The organism is Paracoccus sp. SSK6, assembly GCF_039770665.1.
GTDB lineage: Bacteria > Pseudomonadota > Alphaproteobacteria > Rhodobacterales > Rhodobacteraceae > Paracoccus.
In genome coordinates this window covers 1-25,351 of the sequence record NZ_JBDPNJ010000005.1, presented here as the reverse complement: position 1 = coordinate 25,351, position 25,351 = coordinate 1, and the positions used below count along the sequence as shown (strand labels likewise).

The 25,351-nt window shown below is 66.8% G+C and carries 26 protein-coding genes and 1 tRNA gene; 11 read left to right on the top strand and 16 right to left on the bottom strand.

Going from position 1 to position 25,351, the window contains the following annotated elements; translation table 11 throughout:
• The first annotated feature begins 4 nt into the window (after nucleotides 1–4).
• The 4 genes from pdxH to AAIL68_RS05255 all read left to right on the top strand — a co-directional run bounded on the left by pdxH (nucleotide 5) and on the right by AAIL68_RS05255 (nucleotide 1,985).
• Nucleotides 5–619, top strand: a complete 615-nt coding sequence (gene pdxH, locus AAIL68_RS05270; protein WP_347138523.1) for a pyridoxamine 5'-phosphate oxidase — start codon at nucleotides 5–7, stop codon at nucleotides 617–619.
• 162 nt (nucleotides 620–781) lie between these two features.
• Nucleotides 782–1,381 carry a cold shock domain-containing protein gene (locus tag AAIL68_RS05265; protein WP_347138522.1) on the top strand — a complete coding sequence of 200 codons (600 nt, stop codon included), beginning with the start codon at nucleotides 782–784 and terminating at the stop codon, nucleotides 1,379–1,381.
• Nucleotides 1,368–1,868: a DUF192 domain-containing protein gene (locus tag AAIL68_RS05260; protein ID WP_347138520.1), complete on the top strand. Its 501-nt coding sequence runs from the start codon at nucleotides 1,368–1,370 to the stop codon at nucleotides 1,866–1,868. Before AAIL68_RS05265 ends, AAIL68_RS05260 begins: the two co-directional genes overlap by 14 nt.
• Nucleotides 1,869–1,908: 40 nt before the next feature.
• Nucleotides 1,909–1,985: transfer RNA gene (locus tag AAIL68_RS05255), tRNA-Pro, on the top strand.
• A gap of 6 nt (nucleotides 1,986–1,991) precedes the next feature.
• Here AAIL68_RS05255 and preA read toward each other — a convergent pair.
• From preA to AAIL68_RS05230, 5 genes are all read right to left on the bottom strand, one after another.
• Entirely contained in the window at nucleotides 1,992–3,293 is a 1,302-nt protein-coding gene (preA, locus tag AAIL68_RS05250; RefSeq protein WP_347138519.1) for an NAD-dependent dihydropyrimidine dehydrogenase subunit PreA, read from the bottom strand.
• 12 nt (nucleotides 3,294–3,305) lie between these two features.
• On the bottom strand, nucleotides 3,306–4,664 hold the full coding sequence (locus AAIL68_RS05245) for an NAD(P)-dependent oxidoreductase (protein ID WP_347138518.1): 1,359 nt from the start codon (nucleotides 4,662–4,664) through the stop codon (nucleotides 3,306–3,308).
• A gap of 99 nt (nucleotides 4,665–4,763) precedes the next feature.
• Nucleotides 4,764–6,062: a HAMP domain-containing sensor histidine kinase gene (locus AAIL68_RS05240; protein WP_347138516.1), complete on the bottom strand. Its 1,299-nt coding sequence runs from the start codon at nucleotides 6,060–6,062 to the stop codon at nucleotides 4,764–4,766.
• Nucleotides 6,059–6,721 carry a response regulator transcription factor gene (locus AAIL68_RS05235; protein ID WP_347138515.1) on the bottom strand — a complete coding sequence of 221 codons (663 nt, stop codon included), beginning with the start codon at nucleotides 6,719–6,721 and terminating at the stop codon, nucleotides 6,059–6,061. Before AAIL68_RS05235 ends, AAIL68_RS05240 begins: the two co-directional genes overlap by 4 nt.
• Before the next feature lie 9 nt (nucleotides 6,722–6,730).
• Nucleotides 6,731–7,075 carry a hypothetical protein gene (locus tag AAIL68_RS05230; protein ID WP_347138513.1) on the bottom strand — a complete coding sequence of 115 codons (345 nt, stop codon included), beginning with the start codon at nucleotides 7,073–7,075 and terminating at the stop codon, nucleotides 6,731–6,733.
• 128 nt (nucleotides 7,076–7,203) lie between these two features.
• On the opposite strand from AAIL68_RS05230, the gene AAIL68_RS05225 reads away from it, so the two are divergent.
• Nucleotides 7,204–8,196, top strand: a complete 993-nt coding sequence (locus AAIL68_RS05225) for a hypothetical protein (RefSeq protein WP_347138512.1) — start codon at nucleotides 7,204–7,206, stop codon at nucleotides 8,194–8,196.
• A 36-nt stretch (nucleotides 8,197–8,232) separates the two neighbouring features.
• Here the strand turns inward: AAIL68_RS05225 and AAIL68_RS05220 are convergent, their stop codons facing one another.
• The 7 genes from AAIL68_RS05220 to AAIL68_RS05190 form a co-directional block, all read right to left on the bottom strand.
• Nucleotides 8,233–8,835, bottom strand: coding sequence for a YitT family protein (locus AAIL68_RS05220; protein WP_347138511.1), 603 nt, complete (start codon nucleotides 8,833–8,835; stop codon nucleotides 8,233–8,235).
• Nucleotides 8,836–9,017: 182 nt separating this feature from the next.
• Nucleotides 9,018–9,998: an ABC transporter substrate-binding protein gene (locus AAIL68_RS05215; protein ID WP_347138510.1), complete on the bottom strand. Its 981-nt coding sequence runs from the start codon at nucleotides 9,996–9,998 to the stop codon at nucleotides 9,018–9,020.
• Nucleotides 9,999–10,022: 24 nt separating this feature from the next.
• Nucleotides 10,023–10,865, bottom strand: a complete 843-nt coding sequence (locus AAIL68_RS05210) for an ABC transporter permease (protein WP_347138509.1) — start codon at nucleotides 10,863–10,865, stop codon at nucleotides 10,023–10,025.
• Entirely contained in the window at nucleotides 10,862–11,725 is an 864-nt protein-coding gene (locus tag AAIL68_RS05205) for an ABC transporter permease (protein ID WP_347138674.1), read from the bottom strand. The genes AAIL68_RS05210 and AAIL68_RS05205 overlap by 4 nt, the downstream gene beginning before the upstream one ends.
• 40 nt (nucleotides 11,726–11,765) lie before the next feature.
• Nucleotides 11,766–12,539, bottom strand: coding sequence for an ABC transporter ATP-binding protein (locus AAIL68_RS05200; protein WP_347138508.1), 774 nt, complete (start codon nucleotides 12,537–12,539; stop codon nucleotides 11,766–11,768).
• A gap of 1 nt (nucleotide 12,540) precedes the next feature.
• Complete coding sequence (gene hydA / locus AAIL68_RS05195; protein ID WP_347138507.1) at nucleotides 12,541–13,992, bottom strand: dihydropyrimidinase; 1,452 nt, start codon at nucleotides 13,990–13,992, stop codon at nucleotides 12,541–12,543.
• 69 nt (nucleotides 13,993–14,061) lie between these two features.
• A complete protein-coding gene (locus AAIL68_RS05190) occupies nucleotides 14,062–15,327 on the bottom strand; it encodes a Zn-dependent hydrolase (protein WP_347138506.1) in 1,266 nt (421 codons plus the stop codon).
• Between the two features lie 201 nt (nucleotides 15,328–15,528).
• Here AAIL68_RS05190 and AAIL68_RS05185 point away from each other — a divergent pair, with 201 nt between their 5' ends.
• Nucleotides 15,529–16,146 (top strand): TetR family transcriptional regulator C-terminal domain-containing protein, encoded by a 618-nt coding sequence (locus AAIL68_RS05185; protein ID WP_347138505.1) that lies wholly within the window; start codon nucleotides 15,529–15,531, stop codon nucleotides 16,144–16,146.
• Here AAIL68_RS05185 and AAIL68_RS05180 read toward each other — a convergent pair.
• Both AAIL68_RS05180 and AAIL68_RS05175 read right to left on the bottom strand, forming a co-directional pair.
• Nucleotides 16,143–16,730, bottom strand: a complete 588-nt coding sequence (locus AAIL68_RS05180; RefSeq protein WP_347138504.1) for a TetR/AcrR family transcriptional regulator — start codon at nucleotides 16,728–16,730, stop codon at nucleotides 16,143–16,145. The genes AAIL68_RS05185 and AAIL68_RS05180 overlap by 4 nt on opposite strands.
• 160 nt (nucleotides 16,731–16,890) lie before the next feature.
• Nucleotides 16,891–17,451, bottom strand: a complete 561-nt coding sequence (locus tag AAIL68_RS05175; RefSeq protein WP_347138503.1) for a DUF882 domain-containing protein — start codon at nucleotides 17,449–17,451, stop codon at nucleotides 16,891–16,893.
• A 343-nt stretch (nucleotides 17,452–17,794) separates the two neighbouring features.
• On the opposite strand from AAIL68_RS05175, the gene AAIL68_RS05170 reads away from it, so the two are divergent.
• The 4 genes from AAIL68_RS05170 to AAIL68_RS05155 are packed head-to-tail and all read left to right on the top strand — an operon-like array spanning nucleotide 17,795 to nucleotide 22,041.
• Nucleotides 17,795–19,360 (top strand): L,D-transpeptidase family protein, encoded by a 1,566-nt coding sequence (locus tag AAIL68_RS05170; protein ID WP_347138502.1) that lies wholly within the window; start codon nucleotides 17,795–17,797, stop codon nucleotides 19,358–19,360.
• Nucleotides 19,361–19,399: 39 nt separating this feature from the next.
• A complete protein-coding gene (gene lpxD, locus AAIL68_RS05165) occupies nucleotides 19,400–20,500 on the top strand; it encodes a UDP-3-O-(3-hydroxymyristoyl)glucosamine N-acyltransferase (protein ID WP_347138501.1) in 1,101 nt (366 codons plus the stop codon).
• A 12-nt stretch (nucleotides 20,501–20,512) separates the two neighbouring features.
• Nucleotides 20,513–20,779, top strand: a complete 267-nt coding sequence (locus AAIL68_RS05160) for a phosphopantetheine-binding protein (RefSeq protein WP_268941722.1) — start codon at nucleotides 20,513–20,515, stop codon at nucleotides 20,777–20,779.
• 53 nt (nucleotides 20,780–20,832) lie between these two features.
• Nucleotides 20,833–22,041, top strand: coding sequence for a beta-ketoacyl-[acyl-carrier-protein] synthase family protein (locus tag AAIL68_RS05155; protein ID WP_347138672.1), 1,209 nt, complete (start codon nucleotides 20,833–20,835; stop codon nucleotides 22,039–22,041).
• Nucleotides 22,042–22,099: 58 nt separating this feature from the next.
• Here AAIL68_RS05155 and AAIL68_RS05150 read toward each other — a convergent pair whose 3' ends face one another.
• Nucleotides 22,100–22,828, bottom strand: coding sequence for an invasion associated locus B family protein (locus tag AAIL68_RS05150; protein ID WP_347138500.1), 729 nt, complete (start codon nucleotides 22,826–22,828; stop codon nucleotides 22,100–22,102).
• A gap of 477 nt (nucleotides 22,829–23,305) precedes the next feature.
• Between AAIL68_RS05150 and AAIL68_RS05145 the strand changes: the two genes are divergently transcribed.
• The gene (locus tag AAIL68_RS05145) at nucleotides 23,306–24,874 is read left to right on the top strand and encodes a helicase HerA-like domain-containing protein (RefSeq protein ID WP_347138499.1); all 1,569 of its coding nucleotides are present in this window, start codon (nucleotides 23,306–23,308) and stop codon (nucleotides 24,872–24,874) included.
• On the opposite strand, the gene AAIL68_RS05140 is transcribed toward AAIL68_RS05145, so the two are convergent.
• Entirely contained in the window at nucleotides 24,837–25,244 is a 408-nt protein-coding gene (locus tag AAIL68_RS05140; RefSeq protein WP_347138498.1) for a DUF6477 family protein, read from the bottom strand. The two genes, AAIL68_RS05145 and AAIL68_RS05140, sit on opposite strands and share 38 nt — an antisense overlap.
• Nucleotides 25,245–25,351: the final 107 nt, after the last annotated feature.

Below are 25,351 nucleotides of genomic sequence, written 5' to 3'. Positions count from 1 at the left end.
CGGCATGGCGGATCGAGACGGACTGTTTGCGGGCGACGACCCTTTCGACATCGCCCGCCGCTGGCTGGCCGAGGCCGAGGCGACCGAGCCGAGCGACCCCAACGCCATCGCACTTGCGACCGTGGATGGGGACGGGATGCCCGACGCGCGCATGGTCCTGCTGAAGGGGATCGAGGGGCAGGGCGCGGAGGGGGGCTTCGTTTTCTATACCAATTACGACAGCGCCAAGGGCCGCCAGATCGCCGAGACCGGGAAGGCGGCCTTTGTGATGCACTGGAAATCCCTGCGCCGCCAGATTCGCGTGCGCGGTCATGTCAGCCGTGTCGAAGGCGCGCAGGCCGATGCCTATTACGACAGCCGCGCGCTGCAAAGCCGGCTTGGCGCCTGGGCGTCGCGACAGTCGCAGCCCCTGGAAAGCCGCGGGGCCCTTGTCGCCGAGGTGGCTAAACTTAGTTTACGCTACGGAACCCGGCCGCCGCGTCCCGCGTTCTGGGGCGGGTTCAGGATCGCCCCTGTGCAGATGGAATTCTGGGCCGATGGCGCTTTCCGGTTGCATGACCGCTTTCGGTGGGACAAAAAGGCGAGCGGTGCGTGGTTTGTTCAGCGGCTTTCACCCTAGGACTTGACGGAAAGGCCCTGGTGGCTGACCATAGGTATTAGGGACCGAGTTGTTTGCTCGCCGTTGTTTTCCGTGATCGACCACCGCAGAACAGGAACATTAACAAGTTTCGTGGTTGATACAGGACAGAACAAAGACGCGCATTGCGCATGTGGTGGGAAGATGACGGAAGAGAAGGGACTGAAGCTGGTATCGGGCCTGGTCAAGTGGTTTGACCCGGCCAAGGGCTATGGCTTCATCCTGAACGAGGAAGGCGGCGCGGATATCCTGCTGCACGCCAATGTCCTGCGGAACTTCGGACGCAGTTCCGTGGCCGACCAGTCGCGCGTGACGGTCTGGATGCAGCCGACCCAGCGTGGGTTGCAGGCGACCGAGGTCGTGTCGATCGAGCCTCCGGTATCGGAAGGCGCGCCGATCGCCGATCTGGACAACGGCGTGATCGAGCATCTGGAGACGCTGCCGCTGCGCCCGGCCCGCGTCAAGTGGTTCGACAAGGCCAAGGGATTCGGATTTGCCAATATCTTTGGCCATCCCGACGACGTGTTCCTGCATGTCGAGGTGCTGCGCCATTCGGGCTTTGCCGACCTGACCATCGGCGAAGCCATCGGCGTGCGCGTCGTCGAAGGACCGCGCGGGCTGATGGCGGCGCAGGTCACAAGCTGGGACCGCGGGACCGAGCAGGGGGCGCCATCGCTGGGCGCCCCCGGCCTTGGCGACCAGGCGCAAGAGGTCAAGGACTTCATGACGCATGTCGCCGAATAGGGCGGCTCTGGCGGCCCTGCTGTTGTGGTCGGGCGTGCTGGAGGCCGCGGCCTCTGACGTGGCCTGTTCACCAGGCAGTGTGGTCTTCCAGACCGGCCGCGACCCCGTGACCGTCCGGGTCGAGATCGCCGATGACGAGGCCGAGCGTGCGCAGGGGCTGATGTTCCGGCGCAAGCTGGACCGGGGAACCGGGATGCTGTTCATCTATGACAGCCCGCGCGCAGTCGGCTTCTGGATGCGCAACACCTATGTCCCGCTGGATCTGGTCTTTCTGGACCGGACCGGCGTGATCCGCCATATCCACCGCAACGCCGTGCCCCTGGACGAAACGCCCCTTCCGGGCGCCGCGCCGGGTGACCCCCGGCCCGAACGCCTGATGGTCCTGGAAATCGGCGGGGGAGAGGCGGACCGCCTGGGCCTGGCCGTGGGCCAGCCCATGGCCCATCCCCGCCTGCAACAGGATTTGGCCGCGCTGCCCTGCGGCTAGGTCTTTTCCCCGGCGACGGGATAGGCTAAGCGTAACCCGTCGGGGCGTAGCGCAGCCTGGTAGCGCGACGGTTTTGGGTACCGTAGGCCGGAAGTTCGAATCTTCTCGCCCCGACCACCGCCTTCATTCCGCCGCCTTGACCGCCATCGGGTTGTTCGGATGCGTGGTCCAGTTGGCATAGGTGCCGCGGCGAATCCCGGTGCGCAGGTCCATCTCTCCGACCGCCAGTTCGCGCATGTCGATGCAGTTTTCGACCGGGCAGACATCCAGGCACAGGTTGCAGGCGACGCATTCGTCCTCCTTCACCTCGAAGACGCGGCCGGGAAGCATGGCGATGGCTTGATGCGACGTGTCCTCGCAGGCGGCATAGCAGCGGCCGCACTTGATGCACAGATCCTGGTCGATGCGGGCCTTGGTGACATAGTTGAGGTTCAACTGGTTCCAGTCGGTGACGTTCGGCACCGCGCGCCCGATCAGGTCCGACATCGCCATGTCGTGGCTGTCCAGATAATCCCGCAGGCCCGAGATCATCTCTTGCACGACCTTGAAGCCATAGGTCATGGCCGCCGTGCAGACCTGCACCGTGCCCGCGCCAAGCGCCATGAATTCCGCCGCATCGCGCCATGTCGTCACACCGCCGATGCCGCTGATCGGCAGCCCGTAGGTCGCCGGGTTGCGTGCGATTTCCGCCACCATGTTCAGCGCGATCGGCTTGACGGCGGGACCGCAGTATCCGCCATGCGCGCCCTTGCCGTCGATGGTGGGCTGGGGCGCGAACAGGTCCAGATCGACCGAGGTGATCGAGTTGATCGTGTTGATGAGGCTGACGGCATCGGCACCGCCGCGCATCGCGGCCTCGGCAGGCTTGCGCACATCGGTGATATTGGGCGTCAGCTTCACGATGCAGGGCATCCGTGAATACTGCTTCACCCACCGCGTCACCATCTCGATATATTCGGGCACCTGGCCCACGGCGCTGCCCATGCCGCGTTCGGACATGCCGTGCGGGCAGCCGAAGTTCAGTTCCACCCCGTCGGCGCCGGTATCCTCGATCCGGGCCAGGATGTCGCGCCAGGACTGTTCGTCGCAGGGGACCATGAGCGAAATGACCAGGGCGCGGTCGGGATAGTCGCGCTTGACCTGCTTGATCTCGCGCAGGTTCACCTCAAGCGGGCGGTCGGTGATCAGTTCGATGTTGTTGATCCCCAGCACCCGGCGGTCGGGACCGTGGATCACGCCGTATCGCGGGCCGTTCACGTTGACGACGGGCGGGCCTTCGGACCCCAGCGTCTTCCACACCACGCCGCCCCAACCGGCCTGGAAGGCGCGGCGGACGTTGTATTCCTTGTCGGTGGGCGGGGCGGAGGCAAGCCAGAACGGGTTGGGGGACTTGATCCCGATGAAATTGGAACGCAGGTCGGCCATGATGGAAACTCCTCAACCGGGAAGCTCGACCGGGCGGCCGGTCAGATGGGCGTCGATGTCTTCGGCGGCGTCGCGGCCCTGGGCCACGGCGGTGACGGTCAGGTCGTCGCCCCCCGCCGCGCAGTCGCCGCCCGCCCAGACGCCGGGGATGCTGGTGCGGCCGGGACCAACCACGCCGATCTTGCCGCCGTTCAGCGCCAGGTCATCGGGCACGCCGTCCAGCCGCTGGCCGATGGCGCGGAACAGCTGGTCGGCCTTCAGTCGGAAGCGGTCGTCCGACAGGTGCAGCCCGCCATCGGGATCGACGGCGGTATAGGCGAACTCGACCTCGACCACCGCGCCATTGCCATGCACCTTGACGGGCGCGGCGTTGCAGATGATGCGGACGCCGCTGCTGGTCGCGTGTTCCTGTTCGTGGCGGCTGGCGCCCATCTGCGACTGGTCGCGGCGATAAACGATGGTGACGTTTTCCGCCCCCAGCAGCCGCGCCTGCACGGCGGCGTCAACGGCGGTCATGCCGCCGCCGATCACCACCACGTCGCGGCCCACGGGCAGGGCGGTCAGGTCGCTGGCCTGGCGCAGGTCGCGGATGAAGCTGACCGCGTCCAGGACATTGCGCCGATCCTCGCCCTCGGCCCGCAACGCGTTGACGCCGGCCAGGCCCATGCCCAGGAATACCGCGTCATAGTCCGCCCGCAGCGCCTCCAGCGTGATGTCGCGGCCCAGGCGGTGGCCGTGGCGCAAAGTGATGCCGCCGATGCTCAGCAGCCAATCGACCTCGGCCTGGGCGAAACCGTCCACGGCCTTGTAGCTGGCGATGCCGTATTCGTTCAGTCCACCGGGCTTGGGCCTGGCATCATAGACCGTGACATCGTGGCCCTTGGCGGCCAGGCGGTGCGCGCAGGACAAGCCCGCCGGTCCCGCGCCCACGACTGCGATGCGCTTGCCGGTGGGGGCGGCGCGGCGGAACGGATGTCCCGCCTGCGCCATCAGCCCGTCCGTGGCGTATCGCTGCAGGGCGCCGATCTCGACCGGGTCGCCCTCGGCCTCCATGCGGACGCAGGCGCCTTCGCACAGGGTTTCCGTGGGGCAGACGCGACCGCACATGCCCCCGAAGATATTGGCGTGAAAAATGGTCATGGCCGCCGCGTCCGGGGTGCCGGTCGCGATCTGGCGGATGAACAGCGGGATGTCGATGCTGGTCGGGCAGGCCGTGATGCAGGGCGCGTCGTGGCAGAAGTAGCAGCGGTCGGCTGCGACGCGGGCTTCGTGGTCGGTCAGGGGCGGGGCGACATCGACGAAATTCGCCGCCAGCTCATGGGGCGTAAGGCGGCCGGGGACGACTCCCGGCGCCAGTCTTGCTTGGGACATTTACGTCTCCTGGCTCACCTGTTGGCAGGAATCAGGCTGGCACAGGTCCGATTTTTTATCAAATGGTAAAACTTCTGCGGAGCGTTCGTTGCAAAGATTTCAGGCAGGCAGCACCAGGATCGCCGCCAGTCCGCCAAGCCCCGACCGTTCCAGCCGAAGGCTGCCGCCATGCAGCGCTGCCAGATCGGCCACGATGGCCAGCCCCAGCCCCGACCCCGAGGCGCCGTGTTCGTCCAGCCGCCCGCCCCGGATCAGCGCGCGGGGGGCGTCGGTTTCCGCCATGCCGGGGCCGTCATCCTCGATGCGGATGGTCAGGTCGGGGCCATGGGTGACGGTGATCGCCAACTGGCTGCGGCCCCACTTGACGGCATTGTCGGTCAGGTTGCCGATCATCTCCTCCAGATCCTGACGCTCGCCCGCGAAGGCGGCAGGGGCGGGGCAGTCGATGCGCGCGGCGATGCCCTTGTCCTGCATGGGCCATCGCAACACCATCAGGATGTCGTCGATCACCGGACGCACCGGGGTCCGCTGGCCCAACATGCGCGGCCCGGCGGACCGGGCGCGGCGCAGGTGCCAGCCGATCAGCCGGTCCATGCGGGCGATCAGCGCCTGCCCCTTGTGGTCAGCGGGCAGTTCGTTCGCCAAGGCCGACAGCGGTGTCTTCAGCGAATGGGCAAGGTTGCCCAGATGCTGGCGTGACCGGGCCAGCAACTCGGCGTTCTGGTCAAGCGCTGCGTTGATCTCGGCCGCCAGGGGGCGCAACTCGCTGACCGGGGGCAAGGTCAGGCGGTCCTTTTCCCCCGCGCGGACCCGCGACAGGTCGCGGCGCACCTGGTTCAGGCTGTCCAGCCCCGCTGTCACCTGCACGACGCTGGCAAGGGCGGTGGCGACGCCTAGAACGGCAAGCGCGATCCCCAGGGGACGGCTGATCTGGCGCAGGCTGTCGTCGATCTGCGCGCGCGGGGCGGTGACGATCACCGCCACCGGCACATCGCTGTCGGGCAGGCTGACCGCCCGCCGCAACACGCGCAGGGCCGCGCCATCCGCGCCGATCCCCCGGCCCCCCGCGAAATCGCCCGAAGGCCCCTGCAAGCGCCCGTCCAGCAGCGACCCCGACCGGGCGATCACCGTGTCATCCGCCTGGACCTGCCAATACCAGCCGGTCAGGGGCAGGTCGAAGCGCGGATCGGCGGGGGGATCGTCCAGTTCAATCCGGCCTTCATCATCCGTTTCCAGCGATGCAGTCAGTGCGTCGGCAAGGGCCCCGGCCTCGGCATCGAAGCGGTCGGTGACGAAATCCTCCAGCAGCGAGGAGATGAACAGGAAACCCGCCAGCAGCGCCGCGCCCAGCCAGACGGCGGCCAGCAGCAGCAGCCGCCCCCGGATCGACCGCATCATGCGGGCGCCAGCAGCAGATAGCCCTCGCCCCGGCGAGTCTCGATCACGCCGTCGCCGACCTTGCGGCGCAATCGGCCGATCACGACCTCGATGGACTTGAAGTCGCGGTCGGCTTCCGCGTCATACAGGTGGTCGGACAGTTCCGTGCGGCTGACGATGCGGTTCTGGTGGTGGATCAGATAGGCCAGGATGCGCTGTTCGAAACCCGTCAGCTTCAGCGCCACGCCATCGCGGGTGATGACGCCCAACTGGCTGTCCAGCGCCAGCGCGCCTGCACGGATCACCGGGCGCGCATGGCCCGCCGCGCGGCGGATCAGGGTCTGGCAGCGCAGCACGACCTCGTCCAGGCGGAAGGGCTTGACGGCGTAATCGTCGGCCCCGGCGCGGAAGCCCGCCACCTTGTCCGTCCAGTCGCCGCGCGCGGTCAGGATCAGGACTGGCAGGGTCAGGCCTGCTTCGCGCCAGCGGGTCAGAACCTCGATCCCCGGCATTCCGGGCAGGCCCAGATCCAGGATCGCCACGTCATAGGATTCGGTCGCGCCCAGGTATTCGCCCTGGGTTCCATCCGCCGCGCAGTCGGTGACAAAGCCCGCGTCCCGCATGGCGGTGGCAAGCTGGCCGGACAGGATGGGATCATCCTCGACGATCAGGGCGCGCATGGGTTTTCCTTATTCCTTCGCCACCGGCGGCCTGCGCGCGGCAAGCTGGCCCCGGCCCGTGACCGACAGGAAGCGTCCGTCGCGCGCATCGACGCGGATGTCCAGAAGGTTGCGTTGCGGCGTCAGAAGCCGGAACTGGTAAACCAGATCCGCCCCAAGGTCGCGTTCATCCGGCAAGGGGGGGCGGATATTGGCGGCCAGCAGCCGCCCCTCGTATCGTTCCGACACGGCGGCGGCGAGTTCGTGGAAGGGCAGGGGGCGGAACTGGCTGATCGCGGGCGCGACCTCCTGCGCCTGCGCCTGCGCGGGGGCGCAGGACAGCAGAAGCAGGGCAAGGGCGCGGATCATGGTCATGCCCCCAGTCTAGCGGCTGAAATGGAAATGAAAACCAAACGGACCATTGGCGATTGGTTCGGCAACGGGGGGATAAAACATGATTCGTCAGGGCGCCTTGCCGCCCGGGAAATCGAAAGGACAAGATCATGGTCATGCGCAAATTCACCACCTCGGCCGCGATGCTGGCATTGATCGCAGGCATCGGCACGGGCGCCATGGCGCAGACGGCCCCCGCCGCGACCGACCTGCCCGCGCCGCTGGCGGGCCTGAACCTGAAAAACCTGGACATCGAGACCAAGCGCGACGGCATGCGCGAGATCGAAGGCCGCACCGCCGACGGCGTCGATATCGAGGCCAAGGTGGACATGGCCGGCAACCTGGTCGAGGTCGAGGCCGATGGCGGCGCCTTGCCGCAACCGCTGCTGGATGCGATGGTCCCGGCAGATCTGCGCGGCCAGCAGGTCATGTCGCTGTTCGGGTCGATCACCGAGGTCAAGCAGCGCCCCGAGCATGTCGAGATCAGCGGCCGCCAACCGACGGGGGCCGAGATCGAGGCGCGGTTCGACCGGCAGAACGCCCTGATCGGGGTCGAGGTGGATGACGCCTCCCTTCCCGCCGATCTGGTCGGCGCGCTGCTGCCCCAGGCCGTCCGCGACAACGAGGTGATTGGCCAGTTCGACCGTATCGAGGAGATCATGAACCGCAACGGCCGCATCATGGTCGAGGGCGAGGACGCGAATGGCGAGGACATGCGCGCCATGTTCGACACCGACGGCCGCGTGCTGCGCTTTGGCCGCGAGGATGACGACGGCCCGAAGGGTGATCGCGACCGTGGCAGGCATGGCGACCACGGCCCCCGCATGGGCGATCGCGGTCCCGGCGACCACGGGCCGCATGGCGAACATGGCGCGCGTGGCGCAGGCCCGGCGGGTGACGGCCCGCGCGGCCCCGCGCCGATCCCTGCCGATTTCGACGCCGTGGCGGTCAATCAGAAGCTGACGCAGGCGGGCTACAAGGACTTTGGCTTTCTGCGCGCCGAAGGGCCGCGCCTGATGCTGGAAGCCACTAACCCGCAGGGCGAAGCCGTGACGCTGGAACTGGACCCGCGGGGAGAGGTCGTCCGCGAAACCGCCCGCTGAAGGCAGCGCGGGGGCGGGCGACCGCTCCCTTCGCCATCAGGCGATATAGCGGTCCTTGCGGTGGTTCACCGCGATGGTCAGGTTCAGGATGAGGGCGCCAAGAAAGCTCCACCCCACCGTGACCGGGTCGCGCAGGAACAAGGCAACCGCGAACAGGATGGCGTCGAAGGCAAGCTGCACCCATCCGGCCCGAAAGCCGGTGGCGTCCTGGATATACAGACCCACGATCCCGATGCCGCCCAGCGATGATCCATGCCGGAACAGGGCCAGCAGTCCCGCGCCCGTCAGGCAGCCGATCAGTATCGCGCCCACGGCGGGATGGACGAAGCCGAACTGCAGATAGGGCGGCAGGACCAGCGTCAGGGCGGACAGGATCGCCACCGCCATGAAGCTTTTGGCGACGAAGGTCGGGCCGAAGCGCTTCCAGCCCAGCCAGTAGAAGGGCAGGTTGACGACAAAGAACACCGGACCGAAGGCCCAGCCGGTCGCATAGGAGATCAGGATCGCCAGCCCCGCCGTCTGTCCGGTGACGAAGCCCAGATGGGTCAGCAGAACCACGCTGACGGCGGCCACGAAGCTGCCGAAGGCAATACCTTGGGCGTCGTCGGTGAAGCTGTGTCTGGGGGGCGGCAGGCTCATGGCGGGTGCTATGCCGCGCAGGCGGGGGCGCTGCAAGGGGCGATGAAGAAGGGGGGCTGTCTGCCCCCCCATCCCCTGCATCGGCCTGCCGCATGGCGGCAGGCGTTCGTCGCGGGAAAAGGTCCACTGGACCTTTTCCCGGGCGCGCCTCACCCCCGAAGATATTTGCGCACAGAAGATGGTCAGTCGAAGGCGCGGTCGGTGATGATGTGGTTGAAGGCCCCTTCCGGCGCTTTCGAGATCACCGGATCGGATCCGCCCGCCATCAGCGTGTCCACGGTGCGCTGATAATCCGCCTCGTCCAACACGCCGTTGCTGCCTGCGGTCAGCTTGCCGATCTCCTTGACCATGCGGACCTGGTGGTCCAGCGTCTGCGCGCCGGTCTCGTCGTTGTCCAGGACGATCTGGGCGGCTTCCTCGGGATGTTCCTCGGCGTATTTCCAGCCCTTCATGCTGGCGCGGACGAACTTGACCAGATCCGTGACCTTGGCCTTGTCCTCAAGCGTGCTTTCCAGAACGTAAAGGCCGTCCTCCAGCGTGGCGACGCCCTGGTCCTCGTATTTGAAGGTCACCAGATCCTCGGGCGCGATGCCGGCGTCCAGAACCTGGCCGTATTCGTTATAGGTCATGGTGCTGATGCAGGCAGCCTGCTTCTGCAGCAGCGGATCGACGTTGAAGCCCTGCTTCAACACGGTCACGCCGTCCGGGCCGCCTTCGGTGGACAGGCCAAGCTGGCTCATCCAGGACAGGAACGGGTATTCGTTGCCCGAAAACCAGACGCCCAGCGTCTTGCCCTTGAAGTCGGTCTTGGGATCGTTGATGCCGCTTTCCTTGAGGCAGGTCAGCATCATGCCCGAGGACTTGAAGGGCTGCGCGATATTGACCAGCGGCAGGCCCTTTTCGCGCGCGGCCAAGGCGGCGGGCATCCATTCGACGATCACATCCGCCCCGCCCCCCGCCAGCACCTGCGTCGGCGCGATGTCCGGGCCGCCGGGCAGGATGGTCACGTCGATGCCTTCCTCTTCGTAGAAGCCCTTGTCCTTGGCGACGTAATAGCCCGCGAACTGCGCCTGCGTGACCCATTTCAACTGCAGGGTCAGGTCTTGGGCCCCGGCGGTGCCAGCGGCCAGGGCGATGGCGGTTCCCAGCATCAATGTCTTCATATTCCCTCTCCTGTGTGTGGGGACTTACCCCCGTTGACGGCGCTGCGACGGGTGCCAGAACGTCACCTTCTTCTCGATCAGCGCCACGATGCCATAGAACAGCGATCCCGCGATCGCCGCCACAAGGATTTCCGCCCAGACCAGCGGCAGATCCAGCCGCCCCACGGCGGTAGAGATGCGAAAGCCCATGCCCTTGGTCGGACTGCCGAAGAACTCGGCCACGATGGCGCCGATCAGGGCCAGCGTGGTGGTGATCTTCAGCCCGTTGAACAGGAAGGGCATGGCGGCGGGCAGGCGCAGCTTCCACAGGCTGGCCCCATAGGGTGCGGCCCAGGTGGCCATCAGGTCGCGCTGCATCGGTTCTGTCGCGGCAAGCCCCGCCACCATGTTCACCAGGATCGGGAAGAACACCATGACCACGACCACGGCGGCCTTGGACTGCCAGTCGAAGCCGAACCACATCACCAGGATCGGCGCGATGCCGACGATGGGCAGGGCGGCCACGAAATTGCCGATGGGCAGCAGCCCGCGCTGCAGGAAGGGGCTGCGGTCGATGGCAATGGCCGTGGCAATGGCGGCGGCGGCGCCGATCAGCCAGCCGGTCAACGCGCCTTTCAGGATCGTCTGCACGAAATCGGTCCACAGGATCGCGGTGTTCTGCGCGAAGCTGGCGCCGATCTGGCTGGGCGCAGGCAGGATCACCGGCGGGACGGCATAGATGCGGACGATCATCTCCCACAGGATCAGTGCCGTGGCGCCGAAGATCAGCGCCACCGCCAGCCGGGTCGCGCGGGTGTCGAAGCGGGACAGCCAGGTGTTCAGCCCCATGGCGCCCAGCCAGACGGCGATGATGGGCAGCGCGTTCATCGCGCCAGCCCCATGCGGCGGAGGGTCAGCCGCTCGATCCCGCCGATCAGCATGACCAGGGCAGCGGCCAGGATGGCGGCGGCGAACAGCGCCGACCAGATCTGCACCGTCTGCCCGTAATAGCTGCCCGACAGCAGCCGCGCGCCAAGCCCCGCCGTGGCACCGGCAGGCAATTCGCCCACGATGGTGCCGACCAATGCGGCGGCGATGGCGACCTTGAGGCTGGCGAACAGATAGGGCAGAGAACTGGGCAGCCGCAGCCGCCAGAACACCTGCGCCGGGCTGGCGTTCCAGCTGTGCATCAGGTCCAGCTGCATCGCGTCGGGCGTGCGCAGGCCCTTCACCATGCCCACCAGCACCGGAAAGAAGGACAGCCAGGCCGCGATGATCGCCTTGGGCAGCAGGCCGGTGACGCCCGCGCTGGCAAAGACCACGATCACCATGGGCGCGATGGCCAGGATCGGCACCGTCTGGCTGGCCACCGCCCAGGGCATCACCGACTGGCCCATGGCGCGGTTGTGCACGATCCCCACGGCAAGCGCGATCCCCGCCGCCGTGCCGATCGCAAAGCCCGCCAGCGTCGCCGACAGCGTGACCCAGCCATGCCAGACCAGGCTGCGCTTCGAGGTGATCTTCTGGCCCGCGATCCCGTCCCACAAGCCTGCCGCCACCTGATGCGGGGCAGGCAGGACCGGGCGTTCCAGCGTCAGGGTCTGGCGGATCAGGTCGCCGGTGGACAGTGTGGCCTCGGCGCGCGCGGCTTGGTCGCGCACCCAAGGCGCGTTCATCCAGATCGCCGCCAGATACCAGATCGCGACAATCGCCAGCAGCACGGTCAGGATCGGTAGAACGCTCCGCAGGGCGGGGTCCACTCCACCGTCCCCCCGTGCCGCCGCCGCGTCAGTCATAGCTGTGCCCTTCGCGCAGCCCGTCGCGCACCTGCTGGGCCAAGGCGATGAATTCCGGCGTGTCGCGGATCTCCAGCGGGCGGTCGCGAGGCAGGGGGCTGTCGATGACCCGCGTGATCCGGCCCGGACGCGGCGACATGACGATGATCTTCGTGGACAGATACACCGCCTCGGGGATGGAATGCGTGACGAAGCCGATGGTCTTGCCGGTTTTCTTCCACAGATCCAGCAAAGCCTCGTTCAGCCGGTCGCGCACGATCTCGTCCAGGGCGCCGAAGGGTTCGTCCATCAGCAGGATGTCGGCATCGAAGGCAAGGGCGCGCGCGATGGAGGCGCGCTGCTGCATCCCGCCCGATAGCTGCCAGGGATACTTGCCGCCAAAGCCGCCCAGATCCACCAGATCCAGCACCCGCGCGATCCGCTGCGCCCGGTCTGGCTTGGAAAAGCCCATGATCTCCAGCGGCAGGCTGATGTTCCCGGCAATCGTCCGCCATGGATAAAGCCCCGGCGCCTGGAAGACATAGCCGTAAGCCCGCCTGCGCCGCGCCTGGTCGGGCGTCATGCCCGCGACCGCCAGCGTTCCGGCCGTGGGGGTTTCCAGCGCCGCGATGACCCGCAGGAAGGTGGTCTTGCCGCAGCCCGAAGGCCCGATGAAGCTGACGAAATCCCCCCGGTCGATGGTCAGGCTCACATCCTTCAGCGCGTGGACTGGGCCGTCGGCGGTCTGAAAGGTGAGGGAAACGTCGCGGGCCTCGATGGCGGTCAAGTCACACCCCGCTTGCCGGAATGCCCGACCGTTCCACAGGACGCGGCGCGGTCAGTTCCTTCCAGGCCGAGAGCGCCCGGTTCACGGTGCCGCGTGGCTCTCGGGCGACGAATTCGCCATGACCTTCGCGGCTGGTCAGGGTGCCGCCGTCCACCGCCACATGTCCGCGCGTCAGGACATGGCGCGGCAGACCCTTGACGCGCTGGCCCTCGAAGACGTTGTAGTCGATGGCAGATTGCTGGCTGTCCGCGGTGATGGTCTTCTTGGCTTCAGGATCCCAGACGACCAGATCGGCGTCGCTGCCCACCAGCACCGCGCCCTTCCGGGGATACATTCCCAGGATCTTGGCGATATTGGTCGAGGTCACGGCCACGAATTCATTGGGTGTCAGCCGCCCGGTCGCCACGCCATGCGTCCACAGCATCGGCATCCGGTCCTCCAGCCCTCCGGTGCCATTGGGGATCTTGGTGAAATCGCCGATACCGGTGCGCTTCTGCTCCGTCGTGAAGGCGCAGTGATCCGTCGCCACGACCGACAGCGACCCCGATTGCAGCCCTGCCCAGAGGCTGTCCTGATGCAGCTTGTTGCGGAAGGGCGGCGACATGACGCGGCGAGCGGCATGGTCCCAGTCGGCGTTGAAATATTCGCTTTCGTCCAGCGTCAGATGCTGGATCAGCGGTTCCCCCCAGACGCGCTTGCCCTGTGCCCGCGCGCGGCGGATCGCCTCGTGGCTGTCCTCGCAACTGACATGCACGACATAGAGCGGCACCCCCGCCATGTCGGCCACCATGATGGCGCGATTGGTGGCCTCGCCCTCGACCTGCGGAGGGCGGGAATAGGCATGGGCCTCGGGGCCGGTATTGCCCTCGGCCAGAAGGCGGGCGGAGAGTTCGGCCACCACGTCGCCATTCTCGGCATGGACCATCGCCACGCCGCCCAGGTCGCCGACCCGGCGGAAGCTGGCGAACAACTCGTCGTCGTTCACCATCAGCGCGCCCTTGTAGGCCATGAAATGCTTGAAGCTGGTGATGCCGCGATCCACCACCGCCTGCATCTCGTCGAAGACCTGCTCGCCCCACCAGGTCACGGCCATGTGGAAGCTATAGTCGCAATGCGCCCGGCCCGACTTGTTGTCCCACATCTGCAGCGCATCCAGCAGCCCCTGACCGGGCGAGGGTAGGGCGAAATCCACCACCATCGTCGTCCCGCCCGCCAGCGCCGCGCGCGTGCCGCTGTCGAAGTCGTCGGCGGAATAGGTGCCCATGAAGGGCATTTCCAGATGCGTATGCGGGTCGATCCCGCCGGGCATGACATAGCAGCCGGTGGCGTCCAGCACCTTGTCGCCCGTCAGGCCCTGACCGATGGCCGCGATGCGCCCGCCTTCGACCAGCACATCCGCCTTGTAGGTCAGATCCGCCGTGACGATGGTCCCACCCCGAATAACCGTGCTCATGCGTGCCCTCATCTTCTGTGTTCAAATATCCCGCGGGGGTCCGGGGGCGCGAAGCCCCCGGCCTTCAGGTCAGCGCACGACCTCCGCCGCATCCAGCACCGCATGCAGCAGCACATCGGCCCCGGCCTCCGCCCATTCCGGGCTGATCTCCTCGGCCTCGTTGTGGGACAACCCGTCCACGCAGGGGCACATGATCATCACCGTCGGCGCCACGCGGTTGATCCAGCAGGCATCGTGCCCCGCGCCCGAGACGATGTTCATGTGGCTGTATCCCAGCCGTTCCGCCGCATTTCGGACCTTTTCGACCAGGCCGGGATCGAACGCCACCGGGTCGAAATGACCGACCGGCTCGATCTCGATCCCCAAGCCCAGGTCGGCGGCGATCCGGGGCGCTTCCTCCTCCAGCCGGGCGCGCATGGCGTTCAGCTTGGACAGATCCGGGGATCGGAAATCGACGGTGAAGACCGCGCGGCCGGGGATCACGTTGCGGCTGTTCGGCCAGACATTGGCCTGGCCCACGGCGCCCACGGCATCCGGCTGGTGGTCCATGGCGATGCGATGCACCAGTTCAATAATCCGCGCCATGCCCAGGCCAGCGTTCACCCGCATGGACATGGGCGTGGACCCGGTATGCGCCTCTTTCCCCGTCAGCGTCACCTGCAGCCACCACAGGCCCTGGCCATGGGTGACGACGCCGATCTGCTTGCCCTCGGCCTCAAGGATCGGACCCTGCTCGATATGGTATTCGAACATCGCGTGGATCTTGCGGTCGCCCGGCGCCTCTTCGCCGCGCCAGCCGATGCGGTCCAGCTCGTCGCCGAAGCGCTTGCCCTCGGCATCTTCGCGGCTGTTGGCGTAATCCTCGGTCAGCACGCCCGCGAAGACGCCCGATGCCAGCATGGCGGGGGCAAAGCGCGTGCCCTCCTCGTTCGTCCAATTGGCCACGACAATCGGGCGGCGCGTGGTAATCCCCATGTCGCGGATCGACCGGATCACCTCCAGCCCCGACAGCACGCCCAGGACGCCGTCGAACTTGCCGCCCGTGGGCTGCGTGTCCAGGTGGCTGCCGATATAGACGGGGTCCAGGTCCGGCTCGGCCCCCTCGTGGCGCATGAACATGTTGCCCATGCGGTCTAGGCCCATGGTCATGCCCGCATCCTCGGCCCACTGGCGGAACAGGGCGCGCCCTTCGGCATCGGCGTCGGTCAGGGTCTGGCGGTTGTTGCCGCCCGCCACGCCGGGGCCGATCCTGGCCATCTGCATCAGGCTGTCCCACAGCCTTTCGCCGTCAACCTTCATGTTGGCAGCCGGAACCAGCCCGCTGGCGTCGGTCATCTGTCGTCCTTCCTGTCTGGCTGCCCCGTTCTGGCGCAGGGTCGGCTGGATCGGGGCAGGGCGCGAATGCGTCCCCGCTGCCCTTCCTTTATTGACCAATTGGTCAGGATCACGCTAGCACGGGGCAGGAACCAGTCAAGCGTCCCGAAGGGCGCCGCGATGCCTGCTGCCCAAAAATGCACCATGCGGAAAGGCGAAGGAATGGCCGATCAGCCCGACGCACCCCTGACCCGCATCCAGCAGAAGAATCGCGACCTGATCCTGGAGGGCGCGCTGACAGCCTTTTCCATCAACGGCTTCCGCGGCGCGACCGTTGACCAGATCGCCGAGGCGGCGGGCCTGTCCAAGCCCAATGTGCTGTATTACTTCGCCTCCAAGGACGACATCCACAAGACGCTGCTGACCACGCTGCTGGACATGTGGCTGGCGCCGATGATCCGCATCGACGCGGATGGAGAGCCCTTGGCCGAGGTCATGGGCTATGTCCGCGCCAAGCTGGAGATGTCGCGCCGCTTTCCCCGCGAAAGCCGCCTGTTCGCCTATGAGATCCTGCAGGGCGCCCCGCATCTGACCGAGATCCTGGGCGGCAGCCTGCGCGGGATCGTCGATACCGCCGCCGCGATCCTGGGGGGCTGGATGGACCAGGGCCGGCTGGCGCGGGTCGATCCGCATCACCTGATCTTCTCGATCTGGGCGCTGACCCAGCATTACGCCGATTTCGACGTGCAGGTGCGGGCGGTGCTTGGCCCCGGCCACGATCCCTTTGTCGAGGCCGAGCCCTTCATCGAAAACCTTTATCGCAAGATGCTGGCCGTCTAGCAGGGACGCTGGCCCAGCAATTCGGCGGCGGGCTGGATCAGCAGCAGGTTTTCACGCGCGGCGGCGATGAAGTCATCCACCTCTCCGCTGGCCCAGGCCTTGGTGGCGGCGTTCGTCGCGGCGACGATGGCGGCGGCCAGGATCTCGATCTGCGCGGGGCGGGTGGCCGGGCAGCGGCGGCGCAGCAGGTCGCGCATCTGGGCGCGGCGCGACAGGATGGTGGAATTGCGCAGGGCGTCCAGCTTGGGGTCGGTGTCGGACAGCGCCAGGATATGGACCAGCAGCTCGCGTTCGTCCAGGAAGCGCGACAGATGGACGGTGATCAGGCGGTCCAGATCCTCGATCAGCGTGCCGGTGCCCTTCACGAACTGCTCGGATGCCTCGGCGGGATAGTCCGGTGGCGGCCCCATCATCGCCGCTTCCTTGTAGGGGTAATAGTTGAAGAAGGTGCGGGTGCTGATGCCCGCTTCCCGCGCGATCGCCTCGGTCGTGACATTGGCCAGCCCGTCGCGCACTGCCAGTTGGATTGCCGTCGCCTGGATCTTCTTGGCGGTTCGGTAACGGCGCGTCCTATGCGGCATCATGCGGCCTTCTGTATCGTGCTGGTTGCCAATGGTTTCCGCAACGGCCCGGCTTCGTCAAGATGCATCCCGCAACCGGGCCGACCGGAAGGACGGCATGGAAAAAGCGCCGCGCGCATGGGGGCGAGCGGCGCAGAGTCAAGCGATACGGATCCGGGGCTTTTCAGGCGCCCCAGTTGCGAACCGGACCGCAATCCATGTGGACGAAGTTCGAACGCGAATACTTGCCCACGCCGCCCGCGCGGCAGGACATCGCGGCATTGTACATCTGCCCGACCGAGCGCGACTTCAGCCGCAGGTCGGCGGCCTTGCCCACCATGTGCAGCGAATTGCGTGCAACCCCGCTCGAGGAACGGCGCAACATCGCGTTCGTGCGGGGCGAGCGATAGCCCGACAGCATCATGTAGGGTTCGTTGGTCTGCAGCAGCCGGTGAGAGGCGGCGGCGACATCGATGGTGCGCGGGTCGATCCCGATCACCTCGCCCGTGCGCCAGTCGCGCATGAAGACGTTGATCTCGTTCAGGGCTTCGCGGATGTACTTGCCATCGACCCAGTAAACGGTGTCGAGGCTTTCGCCGGTCCTGCCCGAATACATGCGGACGCGGCGCATGTCGCCCGCACCGCGAAGGAAACCGAAGGCGTTGGCCATCACCGGCGCTGCCGTCACGGTTGTGGCCGCGAACACACCCAGGATGCCGCGACGCGAAAGAAGGTCGAATGCCATGTCAGATCGCCTGTCCCACTTCGTCTTTTTTCCGCCACATCCTTGCGGCGCGACCAGGGTTATCCCCGGCTGCTTAACAATATGTCAAAAGAACGTGCGCTCAGAAACAGATTCCTCTCCTTGGAAGATGTGTATCCACAACTTTAGGCGAAATCCTGCCGACATTGTCCTTGTGTTGCCAAAGAGTTCAGGCGCTGTGGCGCGTCTGCAACCCTTCCTTTCCCGTTCGGTCGGACAGCCTGCATTTGCTGGTGCAGGCGATATGCTGGTGGCAGATTTGGAACGGAAACAGGGCAGGGTGGTCATGGGTGGCTTGAGGCTGGTTGCAGCTATTCTTCTGATTTTGGGCGCACAATCTGCGGTTGCTCAGCCGCAGGGCGGGCTGGCGCCGTCGGTCGGTGTTGCCGCCGCACCACGCCTGCATTTCACGCCTGCGGAAATGGCCCTGGCGCAGGCCGCATCGGCAAACCCGGATCTTGCCGCCTATTACGGCACCCATGGCCTTCAGCCGGTTTTCATGGGGCCGCAGGCCACGCTTCGGCGCGAGGCGCTGCTTCGGGCGGTCGCCACAGCCCCGGCGCATGGCATCCCCGCGGGCCGCTATGCCAGCGCGGCGCTGTCGGGTAACGCCCGCGACATCCCAACGGAGATCGGGCAGGCGCGAATCCTGGCGCGATATCTGCGCGACATGACCGGCGGCCTGGTCCGCCCCGGCAAGGTCGATTCGCTGATCAAGCGAGAGGTCAGGCGCCCGCCCATCGACGGGCTGATCCACGACTTTACCCAGGCCCCCGATCCGTCCCGCTTCCTGCTGGACCTGCAGCCCCGCCATCCCGCCTATCTTGCCCTGCAGCGCGCGCTGTCGGGCGGCGAGACCCTGGCCGTTCCCCCCAATCTTCCCCGCGTGCCCGAGGCGATGTGGCGCCTGGGCGCGCGGGGCGAGGGCGTTCTGGCCCTGCGCGTCCGTCTGGACAGCATCGGATTTGCCGCGCCCGCCGCCGATCCGCAGGCCTATGACGCAGCCCTTGCCGATGCGGTCGGGCGCTATCAGGCGGCGGCGGGTCTGCCTTCGGACGGTGTGGCCGGGCCCAAGACCATCCGCCACCTGAACGGAGACGTGCCCGACGACGCCCGCAGCCGCGCCATCGTCGTCGCGCTGGAACGGATGCGCTGGATGGCGGGTGAGGATCTGGATGCCCGCCACGTCTGGGTGAACATCCCAGAATACACCGCCCGCATCATGGAAGGCGGGGCCGAAGTGTTCCGCACCCGCGTCGTCGTGGGCAGCACCGACCATGACCGGCAGACGCCCGAGTTCTCGGACGAGATCGAATATGTCGTGGTGAACCCGCGCTGGAACGTGCCGCGGTCGATCACGGTCAAGGAATACCTGCCCCGGCTGCAGGCCAACCGCCATGCCGTGTCGCATCTGGACGTGGTGGACGGGAACGGCAACGTGATCCCGCGTGACCGGATCGACTTCGGGCGCTATACGGCGGCGAACTTTCCCTATCGGATGCGCCAGAAGGCCAGCGACGACAATGCGCTGGGGCTGGTGAAGTTCATCTTCCCCAATCCGTGGAACATCTATCTGCACGACACGCCGACCAAGCACCTGTTCAGGAACGGGGCGCGCGCCTATTCCCACGGCTGCATCCGCATCGGCGATCCCTTTGATCTGGCTTACAATCTGCTGTCGGTGCAGGCCGTGGATCCGAAGGCCATGTTCCACCGCGCCCTGGATCGCGGCAAGGAGGCCTGGCTGAAGCTGACGCCGCCGGTCCCGGTCCACCTGGTCTATTTCACGGCCTTCCCCGATGCGGACGGCACCATCCGCCGGTTCGACGATGTCTATGGCCGCGACGCGGCGCTGTATGACGCGATCCAGAAGGCCGGGCTGGATTCATAACCACGGAAGGTCTAAGTCGCCTCCAACAAGGGGGCGACCATGGCAATCACCATCCGCGAACTGGCGCAGGCACTGGACGCGCAGGGCTGGGGCGACCTGGACCTGCCCGTCACGGGCGCGGCCGAACCGCAGGCCACCGGCCCGGTCGGACCGGGAGGCGGCGTGATCGCCCTGGCCATGTCGCCAAAATATGCCGAGGCCTTGCAGCCCGGCAGCATCGCCATCCTGGCCGAAGGGATGGACCCCCAGGCGCTTGGCCTGAAGGCCGCAATCTTCGCGCCGCGCCCGCGCCTGCTGATGGCGGGGCTGACGCGGGCCTTCGATCCCGGTCCCGACCTTGCCCCCGGCATCCATCCGACGGCGGTCATCGACCCTTCGGCGCAGATCGGGGATGGCGCGGCAATCGGGCCCTTCGTGGTGATCGGGGCGGGGGTGCGGATCGGATCCGGCGCGCGGATCGGGCCGCATGTCTCGATCGGGCGCGGCTCGACGCTGAGGGACGACGTGCTGATCCATGCCGGTGCACGCATCGCCCCTGGCGTGACGGCGGGCCATCGGCTGATCGTGCAGTCGGGCGCCGTGATCGGCGGCGACGGCTTTTCCTTCGTCACGCCCGAGGAATCGGGGATCGAGGAAATCCGCCGCACCCTGGGCGCGCGAGACGAGATCAAGCAGCAGCACTGGATGCGCATCCATTCGCTGGGCGGGGTGGAAATCGGCGACGACGTGGAAATCGGCGCCAATGCCACCATCGACCGGGGCACGATCCGCGCGACCCGCGTGGGCCACGGCACCAAGATCGACAACCTGGTGATGCTGGGCCACAACGTGGTGGTGGGCGACGACTGCCTGCTGTGTTCGCAGGTGGGCATCGCCGGGTCGTCCAGGGTCGGCAACCGCGTCGTGCTGGCAGGCAAGGTCGGCGTCAGCGACAATATCGAGATCGGCGACGACGTGATCGCGGGCGGCGCCAGCAAGATCTTCACCCGCGTTCCCGCCGGACGGGTGATCCTGGGCAATCCGGCGGTGAAGATGGAAACGCAGATGGAGATCCAGAAGGCCATGCGCCGCCTGCCAAGATTCGCGCAGCAACTGGCGAAACTTCAGGAAACTGTTACACGACTGTTGGAAAAGGGCTGAGCAGGAGGCTCCATGACCGACCAGATCAGAGACCGCATCACGGCCATCATCGCCGAACAGGCCATGCTTGAACCCGACCAGATCAGCGACGAATCGACCCCGCAGGATCTGGGCATCGACAGCCTGGGCCTGGTCGAATCGATCTTCGCGCTGGAGGAGGAGTTCGACATCTCGATCCCCTTCAACGCCAACGAACCGGACAAGTCGGACTTCGACATCTCGACCATGGGCACCATCATCGCGGCCGTCGAACGGCTGGTGGCGCAGAAGGCCGCATGAGTCCGAAGAAAACCGCGAAAAAGGCCGGGGCGCCCGAGCCCCAGGCAAACGGGCTGCGGCGGGTCGTGATCACCGGCGCGGGCACGATCAACGCGCTGGGCCACGATGTGCCGACGACGCTGGCCGCGTTCCGCGAAGGGCGCTGCGGCATCAGCCAGCTGGATTTCCGCGACGTGGACCGGCTGTCGATCCAGATCGGCGCGCAGGTCCATCCCTGGCGGGCCGAGGATTACTTCAACCGCCAGCAGATCCTGCTCTATGACAAGTTCACGCAATTCGCGCTGCTGGCCGCCAAGCAGGCGGTCGCGCAGGCGGGGCTGGATTTCCAGGGTGCGCTTGGGCTGCGGTCGGGCGTGGTGCTGGGCACGGCGGGCGGCGGGCTGAACACCTGGGATGAAAATTACCGCACGGTCTATGAGGAAGGGAAGAACCGCGTTCATCCCTTCGTCGTCCCGAAGCTGATGAACAACGCCGCAGCCAGCCATGTCAGCATGGAATTCGGATTGCGCGGCCCGGCCTTCACGGTGGCGACCGCCTGCGCCAGTTCCAATCACGCCATGGGCCTTGCGTTCCAGATGATTCGGTCGGGCGCGGCGCAGGTCATGCTGACAGGCGGGTCCGAGGCGATGCTGTGCTTTGGCGGCGTCAAGGCCTGGGAAGGGCTGCGCGTCATGTCCAAGGACGCGTGCCGCCCGTTTTCCGCCAACCGCAACGGCATGGTCCAGGGCGAAGGCGCGGGCGTCTTCGTCTTCGAGGATTACGAAAACGCCCGCGCCCGCGGCGCCGACATCCTGGCCGAGGTGGTGGGATTCGCCATGTCCTCGGACGCGCAGGACATCGTGATGCCGTCCGCACAGGGGGCCGAACGGGCGATCACCGGCGCCTTGCAGGACGCGGGCCTGAACCCCGAGGATGTGGGCTATATCAACGCCCATGGCACCGGCACGGCGGCGAATGACAAGACCGAATGCGCGGCGGTGGCCCATGCCTTCGGCCATCACGCGGACCGTCTGATGATGTCTTCCACCAAGGCGATGCACGGACATGTCATCGGCGGCACGGGCGCGGTGGAACTGCTGGCCTGCATCATGGCGCTGCGCGACGGCGTGATCGCGCCTACCATCGGCTATCAGGAACCCGATCCCGAATGCGCCCTGGACGTGGTCCCGAACGAGGCGCGGGATGCCCGCGTCGATGCGGTCCTGTCCAACGCCTTCGCCTTTGGCGGGTTGAACGCCGTGATCGCCCTGCGGCGGGTCTGAGGATCAGGCATGGAAAAGCCGCGCCCGAAGGGGCGCGGCTTCTGTCTTCTTGGCCGGATCAGTTGGCCGGTGCTTCCGCAGCCGGTGCTTCCGCAGCCGGTGCTTCCGCAGCCGGGGCGGGTTCGTCGGCATAGGCCGACAGCGCGTCGAAGGCCTTGGTGAAGCCAGCCAGGGACAGCGTCAGGCGAACGGGTTTCTCGCGGTCGCCGCCGAAGGGCAGCAGGGTCAGGGTCGCGTCCTTCCCGCGCTTCAGCCCGTCAAGCTCGGCCTGGGTGAAGCCCATGCGGGACACGCAGCCCACCGGGGCGCAGAAGCTGAAGGGATAGCCGCGCGCCTCGCCCGTGCCGACGGCAAGGCCCAAGCCCTGGATCAGGTCGGTTTCCAGCGGTGCGACCAGCGTCGCGCCCGCTGCCACGTCCTTGCTGTTCTTCAGGGGGATCAGGGTCATCTCGGCGACCGAGTTCCCTTCGCCATCCTTCAGCAGCTGATACAGCTCGCAGGGATCCTTGCCCTGTTCGGCCTTGAGGCAGCGGGTGGTCCAGGCCTGTTCCGTGGCCTTGACGTAATACTGCCCGACCTTCGGCGCGGCATCGGCATCGGCATTCACAGCCGGAGCATCCGCAGCGGGGGCGGCGGCAGCGGGCGCGGGCGCGGCGGGCGTGTCAGCGGCAGGGGCTTCCGCAGCGGGGGCCTCGGGCGTGGCCGGGGCGGTGCTGTCCTGCGCGAAAGCCGGTGCCGCGACCAGGGCAAGCGCAGCCAGAAGGGCCTGCGAGGGTTTGATTGGCATCGTTGTTTCGTCCCTTTGCTCAATGCGTTGAGCGGGCGTAGCATGTCCGTTTTCATTTGTCAGGCGGCAACAGGACAGCCGTGTTCACCAAGCGTTGACCCGGACGGGATTGGCGATGTTCTGCCTGTCACCGGATCGACACGGGCCGCATGGCATGGGTGGGCCGGCGGAATCAAAAGGGTCGTGGCCTGAACCACGACCCTGGCGCCATGGGCGCGATCTTCCCCCCTGCCGGACTGGCCGGTCATCATTGATCTGCACGCTAGTCGCGCCGCCGTGATCCGTCAACTGTCCAGATGTTCAGGGTCCATCACAAAAAAGCCGCGCCCGAAGGCGCGGCAGTCCAACAGGGAGGAAGGTTCGTCATCGACGATCCTGATGCCGAACGATTGGGATACTGGCACGGTTTCATTAACATTGTATTGTCAGGCCGAACGCTGCATGGGCGCGCGGCGCAACAGGGACAAGGGGGCGGGCATGACAGGCGTGGTGGACAGCCGGGCAAACACCGTTTTCGTGGGCGGCGGCGGGGCAGGGCACGCCGTGCCGCAGAACCTGCTGCTGAAATACGCCAACCGCCATGGCCTGATCGCGGGCGCCACCGGCACGGGCAAGACCGTCACCCTGCAGACGCTGGCCGAAAGCCTGTCGCTGGCAGGCGTTCCGGTCTTTCTGGCCGATGTGAAGGGCGATCTGGCCGGCATGGCGCGGGCAGGCAGCACGGATGCCAAGGCGCATCAGTCCTTTGCCGACCGGGCTGCGCAGATCGGCGTGCCGCTGGATTATCAGGCTTTCCCCGTCACCTTCTGGGATGTCTGGGGCGAAAGGGGCCATCCCGTCCGCACCACCCCGGCCGAGATGGGGCCGCTGTTGCAGTCACGCCTGTTGGACCTGACCGAGGCGCAGGAAGGGGTGATGAACATCGCCTTCCGCGTGGCCGACGAACAAGGCCTGGCGCTGCTGGATCTGAAGGATCTGCAGGCGATGCTGGTCTGGGTCGGGCAGAACGCCGCTGATCTGTCGCTGCGATACGGCAATGTCAGCACGGCCAGCGTGGGCGCGATCCAGCGGGCGCTGCTGGTGCTGGAAAACCAGGGCGGCAACCGGCTGTTCGGCGAACCCGCGCTGGAGTTGTCGGACATCATCCGGCAGGACGCCTCGGGCAAGGGGATGGTCAACATCCTGGCTGCCGACCGGCTGATGCACTCGCCCCGGCTTTACGCGACCTTCCTGCTGTGGCTCTTGTCCGAACTGTTCGAGCAACTGCCCGAGGTGGGCGATCCCGACCGCCCGCGCATCGCCTTCTTCTTCGACGAGGCGCATCTGCTGTTCGACGGTGCGCCCAAGGCTTTGATCGAAAAGGTCGAACAGGTCGCGCGGCTGATCCGGTCCAAGGGCGTCAGCCTGTGGTTCGTCAGCCAGAACCCGGCCGACATTCCCGAAGCGGTGCTGGGCCAGCTTGGCAACCGCATCCAGCACGCGCTGCGCGCCTTCACCGCCAAGGACCAGAAGGCGTTGCGGATGGCTGCGGAAAACTACCGCGCCAATCCCGATTTCGACACCGCCGAGGCGATCCAGCATGTCGGCACCGGCGAGGCCGTGACATCGCTGCTGGAGGAAAAGGGCGTGCCGGGCATGGTCCAGCGCACGCTGATCCGCCCGCCTTTCAGCCGCATGGGCCCGATCAGCGATGCCGAGCGGGCCGAGGTGATGGGCGCGTCGCCCATGGGGCTGAAGTATGCCAGGACCATCGACCGCGAATCCGCCCAGGAACTGCTGGCGCGGCGGACCGAGGACGCGGCCCGCGCCCAGGAAAAGGCCGACACCGACGCGCTGTTCGACATGAACCGCAGCGAATACCGCAACGCGCGCCGGTACGAGCCGCGGGACGGCGGGCATGACGGGGCGCGGCCCACCCGCGCCCGGTCGTCCCGCAGCGATTCGATCATGGAAACCTTCGGCAAAAGCCTTGCGCGGCAGCTTGGCACGAAATCCGGCCAGGCCATCGTCAGGGGCGTGCTGGGATCGCTGTTCCGGGGACGTTGAGCGCCGCGCTCATCTGCGCCAGCATTGCCGCACCGATCCGCGTCCCCGCCGTGACCGGTGCCGGAGCATCGGCCACGGCCGCGCGCATTTCCGCAAGGATGGCGATCATCACCAGGACATGGCGGTGCATGTCGTAATCCGCCGCGCGTTGCAGCCGGGCTTCGTTCAGGGCTGCTTCCTCGGCCCGCAGGCGGGGCAGGGCGGCGCCGGGGGTGGGGCAATGGTCGGTCCGCAGCAGGCGCCTGAGGTCGCGGTCGCGGCGCCAGCCAGCTTGCCCCTCGCGGGCGGCGCGGATCAGGAGGCGCGGACGGCGCAGCGGCTGGGCCGCGGGGCGGGGACGGAAGGCGATGACGTTCGGCATGTAGCTCATTTTTGAACTGTCCCATGTGTTGGTGGGACCAGCTTCACACAACTTTAACGGGTGTTGCCTGCCGGTTTATCGCAGCGTTCGGTCGGGAAAGATATCTTTAGGGTTTG

Coding starts and splice junctions, on each gene's coding strand:
- pdxH (WP_347138523.1), top strand. CDS start 5: ATGGCGGATCGAGACGGACTGTTTGCGGGCGACGACCCTTTCGACATC.
- AAIL68_RS05265 (WP_347138522.1), top strand. CDS start 782: ATGACGGAAGAGAAGGGACTGAAGCTGGTATCGGGCCTGGTCAAGTGG.
- AAIL68_RS05260 (WP_347138520.1), top strand. CDS start 1,368: ATGTCGCCGAATAGGGCGGCTCTGGCGGCCCTGCTGTTGTGGTCGGGC.
- preA (WP_347138519.1), bottom strand. CDS start 3,293: ATGGCCGACCTGCGTTCCAATTTCATCGGGATCAAGTCCCCCAACCCG.
- AAIL68_RS05245 (WP_347138518.1), bottom strand. CDS start 4,664: ATGTCCCAAGCAAGACTGGCGCCGGGAGTCGTCCCCGGCCGCCTTACG.
- AAIL68_RS05240 (WP_347138516.1), bottom strand. CDS start 6,062: ATGATGCGGTCGATCCGGGGGCGGCTGCTGCTGCTGGCCGCCGTCTGG.
- AAIL68_RS05235 (WP_347138515.1), bottom strand. CDS start 6,721: ATGCGCGCCCTGATCGTCGAGGATGATCCCATCCTGTCCGGCCAGCTT.
- AAIL68_RS05230 (WP_347138513.1), bottom strand. CDS start 7,075: ATGACCATGATCCGCGCCCTTGCCCTGCTTCTGCTGTCCTGCGCCCCC.
- AAIL68_RS05225 (WP_347138512.1), top strand. CDS start 7,204: ATGGTCATGCGCAAATTCACCACCTCGGCCGCGATGCTGGCATTGATC.
- AAIL68_RS05220 (WP_347138511.1), bottom strand. CDS start 8,835: ATGAGCCTGCCGCCCCCCAGACACAGCTTCACCGACGACGCCCAAGGT.
- AAIL68_RS05215 (WP_347138510.1), bottom strand. CDS start 9,998: ATGAAGACATTGATGCTGGGAACCGCCATCGCCCTGGCCGCTGGCACC.
- AAIL68_RS05210 (WP_347138509.1), bottom strand. CDS start 10,865: ATGAACGCGCTGCCCATCATCGCCGTCTGGCTGGGCGCCATGGGGCTG.
- hydA (WP_347138507.1), bottom strand. CDS start 13,992: ATGAGCACGGTTATTCGGGGTGGGACCATCGTCACGGCGGATCTGACC.
- AAIL68_RS05190 (WP_347138506.1), bottom strand. CDS start 15,327: ATGACCGACGCCAGCGGGCTGGTTCCGGCTGCCAACATGAAGGTTGAC.
- AAIL68_RS05185 (WP_347138505.1), top strand. CDS start 15,529: ATGGCCGATCAGCCCGACGCACCCCTGACCCGCATCCAGCAGAAGAAT.
- AAIL68_RS05180 (WP_347138504.1), bottom strand. CDS start 16,730: ATGATGCCGCATAGGACGCGCCGTTACCGAACCGCCAAGAAGATCCAG.
- AAIL68_RS05175 (WP_347138503.1), bottom strand. CDS start 17,451: ATGGCATTCGACCTTCTTTCGCGTCGCGGCATCCTGGGTGTGTTCGCG.
- lpxD (WP_347138501.1), top strand. CDS start 19,400: ATGGCAATCACCATCCGCGAACTGGCGCAGGCACTGGACGCGCAGGGC.
- AAIL68_RS05160 (WP_268941722.1), top strand. CDS start 20,513: ATGACCGACCAGATCAGAGACCGCATCACGGCCATCATCGCCGAACAG.
- AAIL68_RS05150 (WP_347138500.1), bottom strand. CDS start 22,828: ATGCCAATCAAACCCTCGCAGGCCCTTCTGGCTGCGCTTGCCCTGGTC.
- AAIL68_RS05145 (WP_347138499.1), top strand. CDS start 23,306: ATGACAGGCGTGGTGGACAGCCGGGCAAACACCGTTTTCGTGGGCGGC.
- AAIL68_RS05140 (WP_347138498.1), bottom strand. CDS start 25,244: ATGAGCTACATGCCGAACGTCATCGCCTTCCGTCCCCGCCCCGCGGCC.